Source organism: Oribacterium sp. FC2011, from assembly GCF_000701645.1.
Taxonomy (GTDB): domain Bacteria; phylum Bacillota; class Clostridia; order Lachnospirales; family Lachnospiraceae; genus Oribacterium.
On sequence record NZ_JNJM01000025.1, the window covers coordinates 40111 to 55585 of the forward strand.

11 protein-coding genes, 2 tRNA genes and 2 riboswitches are annotated in these 15475 nt (G+C 43.2%); of the genes, 11 read left to right on the top strand and 2 right to left on the bottom strand.

Going from position 1 to position 15475, the window contains the following annotated elements; genetic code table 11:
- Positions 1 to 32 precede the first annotated feature (32 nt).
- The gene (locus T357_RS0115760; RefSeq protein ID WP_031554720.1) at positions 33 to 974 is read right to left on the bottom strand and encodes an alpha/beta fold hydrolase; all 942 of its coding nucleotides are present in this window, start codon (positions 972 to 974) and stop codon (positions 33 to 35) included.
- Positions 975 to 1228: 254 nt separating this feature from the next.
- On the opposite strand from T357_RS0115760, the gene T357_RS0115765 reads away from it, so the two are divergent.
- The 6 genes from T357_RS0115765 to T357_RS0115790 all read left to right on the top strand — a co-directional run bounded on the left by T357_RS0115765 (position 1229) and on the right by T357_RS0115790 (position 9876).
- A complete protein-coding gene (locus tag T357_RS0115765; RefSeq protein WP_031554722.1) occupies positions 1229 to 1552 on the top strand; it encodes a DUF3783 domain-containing protein in 324 nt (107 codons plus the stop codon).
- A 137-nt stretch (positions 1553 to 1689) separates the two neighbouring features.
- The gene (gene lepB, locus T357_RS0115770) at positions 1690 to 2562 is read left to right on the top strand and encodes a signal peptidase I (protein WP_081828218.1); all 873 of its coding nucleotides are present in this window, start codon (positions 1690 to 1692) and stop codon (positions 2560 to 2562) included.
- 249 nt (positions 2563 to 2811) lie between these two features.
- The gene (locus T357_RS0115775) at positions 2812 to 4203 is read left to right on the top strand and encodes an aminopeptidase (protein WP_031554726.1); all 1392 of its coding nucleotides are present in this window, start codon (positions 2812 to 2814) and stop codon (positions 4201 to 4203) included.
- A gap of 34 nt (positions 4204 to 4237) precedes the next feature.
- The gene (tig, locus tag T357_RS0115780; RefSeq protein WP_049962496.1) at positions 4238 to 5644 is read left to right on the top strand and encodes a trigger factor; all 1407 of its coding nucleotides are present in this window, start codon (positions 4238 to 4240) and stop codon (positions 5642 to 5644) included.
- Positions 5645 to 5918: 274 nt separating this feature from the next.
- The gene (locus T357_RS0115785) at positions 5919 to 6821 is read left to right on the top strand and encodes an amino acid ABC transporter substrate-binding protein (protein ID WP_031554730.1); all 903 of its coding nucleotides are present in this window, start codon (positions 5919 to 5921) and stop codon (positions 6819 to 6821) included.
- A 91-nt stretch (positions 6822 to 6912) separates the two neighbouring features.
- The gene (locus tag T357_RS0115790) at positions 6913 to 9876 is read left to right on the top strand and encodes a clostripain-related cysteine peptidase (RefSeq protein ID WP_031554731.1); all 2964 of its coding nucleotides are present in this window, start codon (positions 6913 to 6915) and stop codon (positions 9874 to 9876) included.
- 165 nt (positions 9877 to 10041) lie between these two features.
- On the opposite strand, the gene T357_RS0115795 is transcribed toward T357_RS0115790, so the two are convergent.
- A tRNA-Arg gene (locus tag T357_RS0115795) sits at positions 10042 to 10115 on the bottom strand.
- Positions 10116 to 10339: 224 nt separating this feature from the next.
- Between T357_RS0115795 and T357_RS0115800 the strand changes: the two genes are divergently transcribed.
- The 5 genes from T357_RS0115800 (at position 10340) to T357_RS0115820 (ending at position 14973) form a co-directional block, all read left to right on the top strand.
- Entirely contained in the window at positions 10340 to 11065 is a 726-nt protein-coding gene (locus T357_RS0115800) for a TIGR01906 family membrane protein (protein WP_044917185.1), read from the top strand.
- Positions 11055 to 12335 carry a GTPase HflX gene (gene hflX / locus T357_RS0115805; RefSeq protein ID WP_031554735.1) on the top strand — a complete coding sequence of 427 codons (1281 nt, stop codon included), beginning with the start codon at positions 11055 to 11057 and terminating at the stop codon, positions 12333 to 12335. The genes T357_RS0115800 and hflX overlap by 11 nt, the downstream gene beginning before the upstream one ends.
- Positions 12336 to 12338: 3 nt before the next feature.
- Positions 12339 to 13142 carry a YlmH/Sll1252 family protein gene (locus T357_RS0115810; protein ID WP_031554737.1) on the top strand — a complete coding sequence of 268 codons (804 nt, stop codon included), beginning with the start codon at positions 12339 to 12341 and terminating at the stop codon, positions 13140 to 13142.
- A gap of 164 nt (positions 13143 to 13306) precedes the next feature.
- Positions 13307 to 13379, top strand: a tRNA-Lys gene (locus tag T357_RS0115815).
- Positions 13380 to 13611: 232 nt separating this feature from the next.
- Entirely contained in the window at positions 13612 to 14973 is a 1362-nt protein-coding gene (locus T357_RS0115820) for an MATE family efflux transporter (RefSeq protein ID WP_044917187.1), read from the top strand.
- Between the two features lie 163 nt (positions 14974 to 15136).
- A riboswitch (cyclic di-GMP riboswitch) is annotated at positions 15137 to 15210 on the top strand.
- 112 nt (positions 15211 to 15322) lie between these two features.
- Positions 15323 to 15396: riboswitch (cyclic di-GMP riboswitch) on the top strand.
- The last annotated feature ends 79 nt before the right edge of the window (positions 15397 to 15475 follow it).

Here is a 15475-nt window from a genome sequence, read left to right on the forward strand (position 1 = left end):
TTTATTCTCAAACTGACAGGAAAGTAACCGGATCAATTGATAATGGTTTTAGACTGCCGGATTTCGGGTAGTTTACTGTCGATCCATTTATAAATATTATCATGAACCTCTTCTTTATTGGTTTCCCAAATCATTTCATGGCGCTTTCCCGGATATATCCGTAAAGATACATCGTGACCGGTTGAATGAAGCCAGGCATAAACTGAAGCAGGACCTTTACCATATTCACCCACGGGATCGGCTCCACCGGAGAAAATGTAAACAGGTATCATGGGGACACTGGCAGCCCATTTGTCTTCTCTTACAGAAATAATACCTTTAACCATTTCGTAGTAGGCACCTATGGTGAAACTTACGGACAAAGGATCTGCGGCATGTTGTTTACAGATTTCGTCATCGGTACAGCACCATGCACCGGCATTAACAGGATTTACTATATCTTTATTGAAAAGATAAGTCATAAACTCTCCATATTTTGTGGCCGGAGTCATGTGATCATGGAGCTTAAGGTCAGCTGTCAACACTCCCAGGGCAGAGTACAGGGAATAAACGAATCCTCCGGTTCCGCTGAGGATAAGTGCATCTGCGTCCTTTGGGAACTTCGTAACATAGGAACGTACGGCGAAGGAGCCCATTGAATGCCCAAAAAGAATAACGGGAAGTTCAGGAAACCATTTTTTTACTTTAAGGATAAGCCGCCGTATATCGTGTAAAAGGTACTCCCAACCGTGGGAGGGACCGAAGCTTCCTGCATGATTCTGAGATTTTCCGTGACCTTGAAGATCAAGCATTGCGACAGTGTAGCCTAAACCTGTAAGTTCCTCAGTCCAGGAAAGGTAACGACCGCTGTGGCTTTGCATTCCGTGAACTATGACGATGATTGCTTTTTGATCCTGTTTTTCATTTCTGTATAAGCAGTTATAAATCTTTCCATCACCGTTAGCGGATGGAGTGTACCATTCTCTTCTTTCCATAGTTATACCTGCATTATTCATATTGTTTTAAAGTTATAATAGCCATACATAACTATATCAAATATTTATATGTTAATCAATTTACCTGCAAAAAACAGTATTTTATGAATATAGGATATTGTAAAATGAACTGAATAGATTAGTAAAGAATTATGAATTAAATAAGTATAAAATATCACTGATTATAGCCTGTCAGGCTGCAACTGAGTGGAGATTACGGCTGACATACAGCGTTAATAGATGAGGAAAGAGTAATGATGAAGAGTATCATATATATAAATAAAAAGAGCAAAGATAAGGTGACAAAAGTCAAATCGATAGCATTATTGAAAAAGATAAAACTCGAAAGCGTCTCAGAAGAGGAGTATTCGTCTCTTCCCGAGGATGCGGAAATATTGATCATGAGGGGAATGGACAGAGTTTCCATGACGGATTTTTTATCAGCACTTAGAAAAAAAGGATTAAGTGTCGACTATAAATGTGTTGAGACGGAATCTAATAAAGACTGGCCCATAGATAAGCTGTATAAAGAAATAAAAGGTGAACATGAGGCAATGCAGAGACAAAGGACAGATTGAATTTATAAATCATGTCTGTTAAACTGTAACGCGAACTTTCAATGGGCAGATATTGCCAGTGTATAGAGCCAAATGGATTTGCATCTGTAAGTCAGAGATAAACGGCAATTTACATGCGTTTATATATGAGGAGAGCTATGGAAGATAACTTTTTTGAGATAACAGATAAAGATGATAAGAATATTTTTGATACTTCGGAAGAAGAGTTTTCGGAAGATAAGGCATCGGTAGACAATAAAAAGGATGATGACAAAAAAACGGTATCATCAGACGGTAAAGGGGATAAAGACAAAAAAACGTCTAAAAAAGCCGGCAATTCCGTGCTTGCTGAGATAATAGACTGGATAAAGGTTTTAGTGGTAGCCGGTTTTCTGGCTTTTGGCATTAACAATTTTATCATTGCCAATTCAACCATACCTACAGGCTCAATGGAAAACACCATAATGCCGGGGGCCAGGGTGTTTGGTTCAAGGCTGGAGTATACCTTTGGAGAAGTTCACAGGGATGATATAGCGATCTTTATCTATGGATATACATGTAAAAAAGACGGACAGATGTACAGGGAAAATTCAAATCATGCCTGTCCGAAATGCGGAAGAAAAGATGCGGACAATTCAGTGGTTTATTATGTAAAAAGAGTTATCGGTATGCCCGGTGATCACATTGAGATAAAACAGACCGGTACAGCTGATGCTTCGGAGTTCCATAACATTGAAATAGGTGTTAATGCAGACGGCACCACACCGCAGGTACCCATCGGAACAGTTTATGTAAACGGTGAGGCAAAGGAAGAAGTATACCTGCCTGAGCCTATGATCGTCGACGGAAGACAGTTCCCGGAGGTGGATGTGGTTGTCCCCGAAGGTCACTACTATGTTCTCGGAGATAACAGAAATAATTCAATGGATGCCCGTTTCTGGGGTGATTACAATATGGTGGCAAGAGACAGAATGTTAGCAAAAGTTTACTTTAAGTACTGGCCATTCAATGATATGGGATTTGTAAAATAAAACCGCAGAAATGTGCTGAAATGGTCATCAGCATCTGATGATCAGCTGTAAAAATAAAATCAGGATATATAGCTAATGTGAAAGGGCGGCAAATGCTAAGCCCTTTTTCACATTTTATACACATAAAGCGATTAGAATTCTAATTCACAGTATATTGTCGTATCAATACTGAAGATATAATAGTAATTTAGGTAATGATCTTTTAAATAAGAGTTATTATAGATTTTAAAACAGAGAGGATGAGCAGATATGTCAAAATCAGAAGGGCAGAAGCTTGAAGAAAAGCTTTGTTACAAGATCAAAAACATAGGCATGGAACGTCCGGAGGATGTGGAAAAGGCCAATGAATTTTGCGAAGGCTATAAGGTTTACCTTGATAATGCAAAAATTGAAAGAGAAGCTGTAAAGTATTCTCTGGAACTTGCGGAAAAGTATGGGTATAAGCCTTTTGAGAGAAGCAAAAAGTATAAAACCGGAGATAAGGTATATTTTAACAACAGAGGAAAGAACATTATCCTGACAACATTCGGAAAGAAACCTCTTATTGACGGAGTTCATTTTAATATTGCCCATATAGATTCTCCGAGACTGGATTTAAAACCGAATCCGCTTTATGAAAAGGATGAGCTTGCTTACTTTAAAACACATTACTATGGCGGAATCAAGAAGTATCAGTGGGGAGTGACTCCACTTGCAATTCACGGCCGTGTGATGCTGAAAGACGGTTCTGCCATTGACCTTAACATAGGAGAAAATCCCGGAGATCCGGTATTTGTGGTATCGGATCTGCTTCCTCATCTTTCACAGCAGCAGAATCAGAGAAAACTTTCTGATGGCATAAAGGGAGAGGAGTTAAACATTATCCTTGGTTCAACGCCTGTTCCGGACAAGGAAGTTAAAAAGGCATTTAAGTTAAAGATACTTTCAATCCTTAATGAAAAATACGGAATGACAGAGGAAGATTTCCTCAGAGCAGAGTTAACCATGGTTCCGGCACAGCATGCCGTTGATGTGGGTCTGGACCGTTCTCTTGTGGGAGCTTACGGACAGGATGATAAGGTATGTGCCTATACAGCACTTATGGCAGAGTTTGAATGCAAAAAGCCAAAGCACACAACTGTAACAGTACTTGTTGATAAAGAAGAGATCGGATCAACCGGCGTTACCGGCATGGAAAGCGATATGCTCCTTCATTACATGGAGGATCTTGTTGAAGCTGAGGGTGAAAGAGTACGGGATGTACTGAGAAATTCACTTTGTCTTTCAGCTGATGTTAATGCAGCATTTGATCCAACCTTCCCGGATGTATTTGAGACCAACAATGCTTCCTATCTTAACAGAGGTCCGGTGCTTACAAAGTATACAGGATCAAGAGGCAAGTCATCTTCAAATGATGCTTCAGCCGAGACTATGTATAAGGTTATCAAGCTGATGGAAGAGGATGACGTACTCTGGCAGATTGGTGAACTCGGTAAGGTAGATGCAGGTGGCGGCGGAACCATCGCCAAGTACATTGCAAATATGGATGTGGATACAGTAGACCTTGGTGTACCGGTCCTCTCAATGCATGCGCCTTTTGAGATAACTTCAAAGCTTGATGTTTACTACACCTACAGAGCATTTGTTGCATTTAATAAATAAAAACAATCTATCAAACAAAAAGAGGAGATAAATTATGAAAAAAAGTAAGTTTTTAATTACAGCAGTTGCTGCATTAACAGCTATGTCTATGGCTGCATGTAACTCAGGCAGTGTTCCTGAGGGAACAACAGGGGCTGAGACAACAGCTGCAGCCGATGGAACAACTGAATCAACAGCTGCCGATGGAACAGCTGAATCAACAGCTGCCGATGGAACAGCTGAAACAGAGGCTGTGGATCCTGCAATTGCAGAGCTTGAAAAAACCGAAGTACCTGAAATGCCTGAACTTAAGGATATGGGACATATCAAGCTGGTGGATTTAAGTACCATCACTGTGGAAACAGCACCAAAGCAGGTTGTGGATGAAGAAATGATAGATTCTCAGATAGACACTCTTTTGTCTATGCATAAGGATGAAGTTGATGAAGCTGCCAAAGAGGGTGATACTGTAAACATTGACTACGTAGGAACAGTTGATGGTGTTGAATTCGACGGAGGATCAGCAACAGGCTATAACCTTACTCTCGGATCAGGAACATTCATACCGGGCTATGAGGATCAGCTTATCGGTGCCAAGAAGGGAGAGAAGGTTACTGTTAAGGTAACATTCCCAGAGGACTATGGTAAAGAGGACCTTCAGGGCAAGGATGCAGAATTCGCTGTAACTGTTAATACAGTTTCAAGAACTCCTGAGCTTACAGACGAGTGGCTCAAGAAGCATGCTGAGGACCTGGAGACAGAAGCCAAGACAGTTGCTGAATTCAGAGATGAGCAGAAAGCACTTCTTAAGGCTCAGATAGATTATTCATATAACGAAGAAGTACGTTCAGATGCACTTCAGCAGATAGTAGATAAATCAGAGATCGGTATGTCTGATGCCATGAAGGAGTATGCTGAGGCATATGTTATAAAGTCACAGATTGATTCAGCAGCCCAGTATGGATTCACTCTTTCCAAAATGCTTGATATGTATGGCATGTCGGTGGATGAGTTCAAGGAAGAAATGTCAAGTTATGCAGCAGATTATGCAGCTCAGAGAATGATTGTGGCAACAATTGCAGATGAGCAGGGAATCAAAGCTACTGACGAACTCATTGATAAGCTTGTATCGGAGTATAGTACTCTTTCAGGTCAGAAAATCAATAAGGTAATGCTTATTGAGCAGTTCGGTGGAGATGCTGTAAAGGAAGAAGCTGTAAATAATGCAGTTTTCCAGTATATCCAGGACAATGTAAAGGTGGTAGAAAAAGAGGAAACTGCTGAAGAGACAGAAGCCGCTGCAGAAACAGAAGAAACCGAAGAAGAAACTGAGGAAGAGACAAAGGCAGGAAACGATCTTCAGGGCGAAGGCGGATTCAAGACAAAGAAGGTTGAAGAAGTTTACACAGCACCGTCAGATGAAGAGACAACAGAAGCTGAAAGCGAGAGCGCTGCAAAGTAATACAAAGCCATCGGAAAAAAATATTTAATCCGGCTGTACTTGAAATATCAGGTAATTGGTAACAGTTCATCCAGGGGCTAAGCAGAGAACCACCGACTGAACTGTTATGGTAATTGAAATAGGATGGAAAGAGATTTCCATCCTATTCTATTGACATCGGCACTTTAGCATGGTAGAGTGTTGAATTATAAAAAGATTGATGATCTTTGGGGACTGAGCCATCAATAAAAAATTCTGACCTGGTGGTGTCACTGCCATAGATCGAGGAGGAAAAATGAAAAAGAATCTTGCATTATTAATCACAGGAATCGTAGCAATGAGCGCATTAACCGCCTGCGGCTCAAGTAAGCCTGCAGAGACAACAGCTGCTGCAACCACAGCTGCGGCAAATGAAGCAGCAACAACAGCCGCTGCATCAGAGGCAGCAGAAACTGAGGCAGCTACAGAGGCAGCAGGAGAGCAGGGAGCAACAGTAACAACCGCAACAGGAAAATTCACTGTAGGTTTTGATCAGGAGTTCCCTCCAATGGGCTTTGTTGGCGATAATGGTGAATATACAGGCTTCGATCTCGTTCTTGCAGAGGAAGTTGCAAACCGTTTAGGACTTGAGTTCGTTCCACAGCCTATCAACTGGGATGCCAAGGATATGGAGCTTGAATCAGGAAATATCGATTGTATCTGGAACGGTTTCACCATGCAGGGAAGAGAAGACGGATATACATGGGTTGGTCCTTACATGGCCAACAATCAGGTATTTGTTGTTAATGCAGACTCAGATATTACATCACAGGCTGATCTTGCAGGCAAGGCTGTAGAAGTTCAGAAAGACAGCTCAGGACTTAACGCCATTAATGACAGTGCCGATCTTCTTGCATCATTAGGTTCACTTACAGAAGTAGCGGATTACAATACAGCTCTTATGGACCTTGAGTCAGGTGCCTGCGATGCCGTTTGTATGGATAGTATCGTAGCAGGATATCAGATCCAGTCATCAGGCAAGAATATGAAGATCCTTGATGATACACTTGCAGCTGAGGAGTATGGAATCGGATTCAAGAAGGGTGACGATGCACTGGCACAGGCAGTAAAGGATACACTCCTTGATATGGCAGCAGACGGAACCGTAGAGAAGATCTCCAATGAGTGGTTTGGTTCAAATGTATTTACATTAAAGTAATACATAATATAATTAAAATAGTACATAGTCGGAAGCGTTACTGTGGAAGTAATGCTTCCGTTTTTTTCAGTAAAAGGGACAGGTGAAGACTGTGAAGATATCAAAAGCAGGCATTATATCGGTATTGGCAGCAATGGTACTGGGCATCAGTGCATGCGTAGGCGGATCTTCAGGCGGAATGGGATCCGGCAGTTCATCTGGCGGAAATTCCGTAACCCTCATGGTCTACATGATCGGCTCCGATCTTGAGTCCATAAACGGTTGTGCATCCGAAGATATCAATGAAATGATCAAGGCGGCGCCCGGCAATAATGTTCATGTAGTTTTGGAGACCGGTGGCTCCAACGCCTGGACGACCCAGGAAATTTCCAGTGAAAAGATTCAACGCTGGGAACTCAGCGGCAGCGGCATTACCCTGAAGGAAGAACTGGACAGTGTCCGTATGTCTGATTCTGATACCCTGGCTGGTTTCCTAAAATGGGGAAATGAGAACTATCCTGCGGACCGGACAGCGGTTATCCTGTGGAACCACGGCGGCGGAAGTGCCCTGGGATACGGATATGACGAGCTGTACCCTGAGAGTATGCTGACGCTTCCGGGAATCCGGACAGCCTTTCAGGATGCGGGCGGCCATTATGCATTTATAGGATTTGATGCCTGCCTGATGTCCACGGTGGAGACAGGCGTCATGCTTTCCGACTTTGCCGACTATATGATTGCCTCGGAGGAGACGGAGCCCGGTACCGGCTGGGATTATACCAAGTGGCTGAGTAAGCTGGAGGAGAACCCGGGTATTTCCATGGAAGAACTCGGAAAAGTGATCACACAGGACTTCTTAGCCCAAAGTGAAAAGAACAAGTATGACACCTACACCCTGGCAATGATAAAACTGGACAAAATCCAGGACTTCATGAAAAAGCTGTCTGAGTATTTCTCAGATTCCGATGTCAGGATCCAAAAAGGAGAATACAGCACATTCGCATCAGCACGAGTCCGCAGCACAGAATTAGGCTTCGGACAGTACGAGCAGATCGATGTGGGCAATTACCTGAGTCAGGTAGACCCGGAAGACACCTCAGGTCTTACACAGGCTCTCAGTGATTGTATTGTATGCTTCGAAACCAACCTGGACGGCACCAACGGACTGGCTATGTATTATCCCTACCGTAACCTCCCCCTGTACTCGAAAATGATGCAGACCATTTCCGAAATCGGATATCCCGGAAGTTATTTTGATTTTTTCAATTCGTTCTGCTCAGTGCTTTCCATTGCGGATGCGGAAAACCCGGTACCCTATCAGGACACGGCAGGTATAACCGTACAGGCGCCAAACAGGGCCGCCTCAGCTGACGACACTCCTGTGGTCTCGCAATACGCATCCTTCCCCTGGTACAGGAATGACATCGTGAAGAAGTACTATCCGGAAGCCAGCATTGACTCCCATGAGGCCATACTATCGCAGTTTGCCACGGATGAATACGATTGCTTTTATTGGGTTGATCTTCCGGAAAAGGTAGAGTGGAAAAACATATGGTACCGCGAAGAGCGGCTCCTGCTGGATGATGGCGAGAAGCTGTTATTTATGGGCACGCAGGCCCATCAGGACCTCTACCAGGAAAAAACCGATTTTATCGTTTATAACCCGCTCTGGTTCTGCATCGGAAACACCGTGGTTCCCAGCTTTTTCCAGTATTTTGAGGAGCGGGACGACGGACTGATTAATGCGGTTCATTATATCCCGGCCATTCTGAACGGAAAGGAAAAAATCCAGATCGCCGTGAAGGAAGACACAGCCACCAGGGAGATGACTGTGTTGGGTTATTTTATCGAGGATAGCCAGAGTGAAATTGACGGAATCAGAATTCCTCCGAAAGCATACCTGCAATGCAAGAGGGAAGACAAGCTTCGGTTCCCCGTGGACAGCTATGATTACGACTACAATTACCTGGGCACGGTGCTGCTGGATGGCGAAATATCCTTCGAAGAGAATGAAATACAGATTGTGACCATAGGATATACGGGAAATCATTCTGCCAGGATCTCCATGGTATTAAAGGACATTTACAACAACTATATAAGCACACCGTGGGTAGAACATAAAAAGGAAGACACCGGAGACCTTCTGAATATAACATCGGAAGCGGACGCATGGGTCAAAACTGCCGCCCCCGGAAATGATCCGGAGTCAGTTGGCCTGCCCTACGGTGTAAGTATCAGCTACGGATTTAAGATCCGAAACGACAGCCCACATGATATCCGATGTATCTACTTTAAGCATGCTGACTACCAGGAAGACACGTATGCTGACATCCTCTACGAGCCGATCCCTGCCGGAATGAGTGTTGCATACGCTGACATTGACCATTATATCAACTGGGACTGCTCCACCTGGTCAATGAAGATAGTTGATGCCGATGGACGGACGAACCGGGAAGAATTCGTGTTTAATCCCTGGGTTGCTGAGGAGATCACCATTACCTGGAATGAGGAAAATGAAGACTTTGAATCTTCAGTAACCTACAAAGCGGAAGGCGATTACAAGAAGGATATCGCGGGGTACTGGCAGGAAGCCCTGGGCGGAGAGAAAGCTGAGTTGTCGGACGCAATGGCCTTCATTGGGAAGATTTCATTATGGGATTTCAAAATCGAAAACCGTGGACATGAAGTGATCACACACATGTATATGGCCCAGTCGGATACGGACATCTCGGAAAAAACGAAAGAGCTGTATGACGGTCTCTGGATCGGCGGCAGCGACCTTATTAGGGAGATGGTCATGCCAGGTCAGACCGTGGATTATGAGTGCCCTGTCGTCTTCGACGCAAGTCTTCCTATATGGGCGCTGTCCATCACAGACAATGAAACCGCTCTCCGTGATGCGGAACCGATGATCCCGTTCCCTGTATGGCAGATGTACGTTGAAGATCTTTCCGGGAACCGGTGTGAGAAATTGGAATTCCGACCCTGGGAAACATCCAAAATCGTCATTAAGGAAAAAACCGGAGGAAGCGAAGTAGGAAGCGACAACTTCTACGAATGCGAGATCACAGAGTAAGTAACAAGGGGCTTCGCTTTAGATGTTCAGTGCGAGAGCCCCTTGTTTTTTATGCTATTGATCGATTGAATAAGTTGCCATTGTGTAATCGACTATTAAAAGAGATACATAAGAACAATAAAGGATGTGGAGGGTATCCACATCCTTTACTTAGTTTCCATAAGATGTTCCTGATGCGATTCGAACGCACGACCTTTCGCTTAGGAGGCGAACGCTCTATCCTGCTGAGCTACAGAAACACGTCCTGGAACTATTTTCCCAGGCACTTTATATTAGCATATTTAACATTTCAGTTCAACAAAAAGGTCATTCATGGTAAACTATTTCTCGGCTATTTTGTAACAGTACACCAGATGAACCACTAACTGTGCCACATGGTCTACGGGATGAATTGTTACGCTGTTTCTCTATCGGTGGCAGCTTGATCACCGGTTAAATACACCAAAATAGCGGGGGTTGGAAGATGAAAGCATTGTACCGGAATATTCTCGGCATGATCTTTTCGGTCATGCTGATATTTATCATATTTGTTACCAGTTTTGAAGTTGTGTGCTACGGTTCGCCGGACTTTTACCGGAATGAGTTTATAAAATATGATGTAACGGGAAGCCTTGAAGCCTGGATGGGTGAGACCATGAGCCTTGATGATATGTGTCATGTACTGGACCAGACCATGGTATATCTGAGGGGTGACAGAGAGAACCTCATAATAGAAACCACCATAAACGGTGAACCGGCTTTCTTCTATAATGAAAATGAAGCCTCACATATGGCGGATGTAAGAGTCCTGTTTGTCAAATGCTTATTCCTAAGAGCGATTTTTATACTGTCAGCCCTGGCTATTGCAGGCTTCCTCATAGTTGTGGCAAAACCGGGTGGTGCTCTGTATTATTTAAGTACAAGTTTTATAAGAGTATGTGGAGCGATACTTGCCGTAGTCTTGCTGATCGGAGCCCTTGCGGCAACGGATTTCACAAAATACTTCACCATATTTCACGAGATATTCTTCAGTCAGGGAAACTGGATGTTTGACCCCAGGGAAAGCAGGATGATCAATATGCTGCCGGAAGGTTTCTTCTCCGATTGTGCTTTAAAGATTGTGCTGACTTTTATAGCATCGGTACTGGTTGTGATGGCTCTCAGTATAGTGATTACGGTTTTTACAAGGAAACATAAAGATGATAGATAATAAAGAACTGGATAAAAAAAGAGCAATCCTTGTGGGCGCCTGCATTGGTAATGATCCTGATTTTGACACCTCAATGAGAGAACTGGAAGGGCTCGCCGAAGCTGAGAATCTGGAGGTCATCGCCGACATTACCCAGAATCTTGATTCACAGGATTCTGCTTATTACATAGGTTCCGGAAAAGTGCAGGAGCTGAAGGCCCTGGTGTGGGAGATGGAAGCAGACCTTGTGATCGTGAACAATCAGCTTTCACCCTCACAGCTTGCAAATCTGGCCCATGACCTTGAAGTGGAGGTTATAGACCGCACAAACCTCATATTAAATATATTTGCCGACAGAGCAAGGACAAGGGAAGCCAAAATGCAGGTTGACTATGCAAAGCTTCAGTACATGCTTCCGAGACTTGTGGGGCTTCGTCAAAATCTCAGCCGACAGGGAGGAACCGGAGGCTCCATGTCCAACAAGGGATCCGGTGAAACCCAGATCGAGCTCGACAGAAGACATATAGAAAAGCAGATGTCGGAGCTTCGTAAACAGCTTCGGGAGATCAGCCAGAACCGTGACACCCAGCGCCGCAAACGCATGACCTCCGGAATACCCCAGGTTGCACTGGTTGGCTATACCAATGCAGGAAAGTCCACACTTCTCAACAAAATGATAAAGACCTATTGTCCGGATGAAGAAAAGGAAGTTATGGTGAAGGACATGCTTTTCGCCACACTGGATACAACAGTAAGGAAGATAACTCCCCCCGATCACCGGGATTTTCTCCTGTCGGATACTGTAGGCTTTATCAACGATCTTCCCCATGATCTGGTAAATGCCTTCCGATCCACACTGGAGGAGGCTGTTAATGCTGACCTTATACTTGAGGTCATAGATTATTCAGACAGGAATTATCAGATGCATATGGACGTTACGGCCAAAACCCTTAAGGAACTGGAAGCCGGACACATCCCTGTGCTTTACGTAATGAATAAATCAGACCGCAAATATCCCGAGTATCAGCTCCCCATAGACCGTGGAGACAAGATATACATTTCCGCGGAAAAGGGCTTAGGCCTCGAACTTCTCCTTCAGAAAATAGATGAAAAGCTTTTTTCCGATTACCTTACCATGGAGCTGATAATCCCCTATACAAAAGGCAACGTGGAGCATGATCTTCAGGAAAGAGCAAGGGTCATCTCTGTAAAGTATGAAGATGACGGCATACATATGACTGCGGATCTCAACCAGGAAATGATAAAGCGATATAAGGAGTTCATACAGTAGTTAATGGAACACGATAATTTACTTGAAGGTCGCATAGATGATCTTTCCAGGAGAGCCTATAACAATGATTATCTCACCTGTACCAATTTTTTGTCGGCCTCAGATATTGCTTCTTTTTACCGGATTCTGAAAGGCCGGGGGATATCTTCAAAGGTTAATGCTTTGAACGGGAGCACTTATGTTATTTACGGAGGTCATGAAGACGCAGACAGAAATGTTATATGTTTTCTTCCAAGCTACACAACTCCCGAAGAGTTTATCGTTTCGGAAGCTGCAGCAGGAGACATCATCAAATGTATCCATGTGAAGCCACTGAATAACAAATTTGCCGACGAACTTAGCCACAGAGACTTCCTCGGGGCACTTATGAATCTAGGTATCGAACGGGAACAGATAGGAGACATCCTGGTAGATGGGAGTTCAGCCTATATATTTGTTTTAAGTGATATGGCAGATACCGTGGCGAGAGAACTGACCCGGGTTAAGCATACATCTGTCAACTGTCGGGTTGTATCACCAAAAGAGTGTGATGTACAACCTAAATTCACTGAACAATCCGGATCTGTTGCTTCCCAGAGAGTGGATGCGGTGCTTGCCATGGTGTGGCATCTCTCCAGAGGAAGATCACAGGAAATCATTAAAGCTGAAAATGTCTTTATCAACGGGCAGACAGTGACTGATCCCGGATACAATTTAAAACCCGGAGACCGTGTGACGGTAAGAGGTCATGGTAAGTTTATCTTTGAAGGTACGGGAACCATGACTAAGAAAGGTCGCTTTTACGCAAACGTCAGGGTTTATTCCTAGGATATTAACCAATGTGAATTTGTATCCGGAAATTGTGGATTGGAAAACAACGACAAGTGAAATAATCTTACATATCTATCTTATAGCAAGAAATAACTTTTATAAAAAAACAATTGACAAAACGGTCATTAATTTGTAATCTATACAAGCATTAAAAATGCTTTGCACCTTTAGCTCAGTTGGTAGAGCAGCGGACTCTTAATCCGTTTGTCCAGGGTTCAAGTCCCTGAAGGTGCATTTTTTGTTGCAAAAATATTGAAGTCGTGTCCGAAGAGACATGGCTTTTTTCTTTTACTAAAGAGTTCTGTGAGATGGATGATATAGAGGCAGTATGATTTATTCAGTACAAAATCAAGTAATACAGCAACAATTATTGATATGTAATGACTATATGATATAGAATCCATTTGTTGGGCAAAAATAAGACTATTTATACGTTTGTTTATAAAGAATTCAGGAGATTAGAGGGATGGAAAAGAAAAGCACGGTCCAGGACATGACCAGCGGCAACATCATAAAGCAGATAATATTCTTTGCCATGCCCTTAATGCTTGGCAACATATTCCAGATGCTTTATAACACCGTGGATTCAATAGTGGTGGGAAATTTTGTAGGTACCGAAGCCCTGGCAGCAGTTGGCGCAACCACCATGATAGTGAATATGCTGGTGTTTTTCTTCAATGGCTTTGCAACCGGTGCCGGCGTTGTCATGGGAACCTATTTTGGAGCAAAAAATCTGGAAAAGCTTCATAGCGCAGTAGAAACAACCATGGCTGCAACATTCATACTCTCTGTGATTTTTTCCATAGTAGGTGTTCTGGGAGTAACTCCCATGCTGAATTTCATGTCAACTCCGGAAGATGTAATGGGAGAGGCTACACTTTACCTTAGAGTTTATATTGGCGGTATATCAGGACTTCTTATATATAACATAGGAAGCGGTATCCTGAGAGCGGTTGGTGACACTAAAAGACCTTTGTATTTTCTGATTCTGACAAGCGTTATAAACACAATTCTTGACCTTCTGTTTGTTATCGTATTTAAAATGGGGATATTAGGCGTTGCTCTTGCAACCATCATAGCTCAGTTCATTTCAGCATTTTTAACCCTGAGGTTACTGACAAAAACGGATGATATCTATAAACTCACCTGGCATGACATGAGGGTGGATATGCACATCTTAAAGAAAATCATGCTTGTGGGGCTTCCGGCAGGTATCCAGTCGGTTATTACGGCATTTTCCAATGTCTTCGTCCAGGCTTATATCAACTACTTCGGAGCAAGCTGCATGGCGGGATGGAGCTGCTACAACAAAATCGACCAGTTTATAATGCTTCCCATGCAGAGTATGGCCATGGCGTCCACCACCTTTGTGAGTCAGAATATGGGAGCCGGAAAACTGAAGAGAGCTGACGAAGGTACCAACACAGCTGTCAGTATGAGTTTTATGATCACCGGAGTCATAGCCACAGGGATCTTTGTTTTTGCCTCACAGGCTGTAGGGATGTTCACTTCGGATAAAAGTGTTATAGATTATGGTGTTCTGTTCCTAAGGACCAATGTTTACTTCCTGATGTTTAACTGTGTAAATCATGTGCTGGCAGGAGCCCTGAGAGGAAGAGGAGATTCAAAGGGACCGATGATTATCATGCTTGGGACATTTGTTGTCATAAGACAGATATACCTTTTCGTCATAACTCATTTTGTTGCAAACACGCCCAGGATAGTAGCCCTCGGTTACCCTGTAGGCTGGGTAGCCTGCTGTATTTTAGAGGTTACGTATTTTATCATTATAAGAAAAAGGCTGAAACACCAAATTATTAAAAATTAATACTATAAATACAAATTAAAATACAAATTTAATTGCGGAATTTTAAGAAAAAGGCTTGCAATTTAAAAAAACTATAGTATAATTAGAATTGTAAAGAGGAGATGAGAAAAGAAAGGGACCAGAAAAAACGGTTCGCTTCTCTTTAAACTAAGATCCAACCTAGATCTTAGTTGGGCAAACCCGGAGAAATCCGGCGACGCAAAACTACAGGGGCCGAAAGGCCAGCCAGTTGCAATCTTCATGGAGCTAAGGCTCCGAAGGTTAGTTCTCGAATCAGAATTAATTCAAGAAGGTTCTAGGTTAACTGGCACAGGGTACAAAACCCGGTGCCAATTTTATTTATCCCGATTCACTTAAATAGCAAACCCGGAGAAATCCGGCGACGCAAAGCTACAGGGACCGAAAGGTCAGCCAGCTGCACTTGAAAGGAAAAGAAAATGAGAAACCTTGTTAGAACAATATTCGTAGCAATCTTCTTCGCAGTAATGATGACACTTACATC

Coding starts and splice junctions, on each gene's coding strand:
- T357_RS0115760 (WP_031554720.1), bottom strand. CDS start 974: ATGGAAAGAAGAGAATGGTACACTCCATCCGCTAACGGTGATGGAAAG.
- T357_RS0115765 (WP_031554722.1), top strand. CDS start 1,229: ATGATGAAGAGTATCATATATATAAATAAAAAGAGCAAAGATAAGGTG.
- lepB (WP_081828218.1), top strand. CDS start 1,690: ATGGAAGATAACTTTTTTGAGATAACAGATAAAGATGATAAGAATATT.
- T357_RS0115775 (WP_031554726.1), top strand. CDS start 2,812: ATGTCAAAATCAGAAGGGCAGAAGCTTGAAGAAAAGCTTTGTTACAAG.
- tig (WP_049962496.1), top strand. CDS start 4,238: ATGAAAAAAAGTAAGTTTTTAATTACAGCAGTTGCTGCATTAACAGCT.
- T357_RS0115785 (WP_031554730.1), top strand. CDS start 5,919: ATGAAAAAGAATCTTGCATTATTAATCACAGGAATCGTAGCAATGAGC.
- T357_RS0115800 (WP_044917185.1), top strand. CDS start 10,340: ATGAAAGCATTGTACCGGAATATTCTCGGCATGATCTTTTCGGTCATG.
- hflX (WP_031554735.1), top strand. CDS start 11,055: ATGATAGATAATAAAGAACTGGATAAAAAAAGAGCAATCCTTGTGGGC.
- T357_RS0115810 (WP_031554737.1), top strand. CDS start 12,339: ATGGAACACGATAATTTACTTGAAGGTCGCATAGATGATCTTTCCAGG.
- T357_RS0115820 (WP_044917187.1), top strand. CDS start 13,612: ATGGAAAAGAAAAGCACGGTCCAGGACATGACCAGCGGCAACATCATA.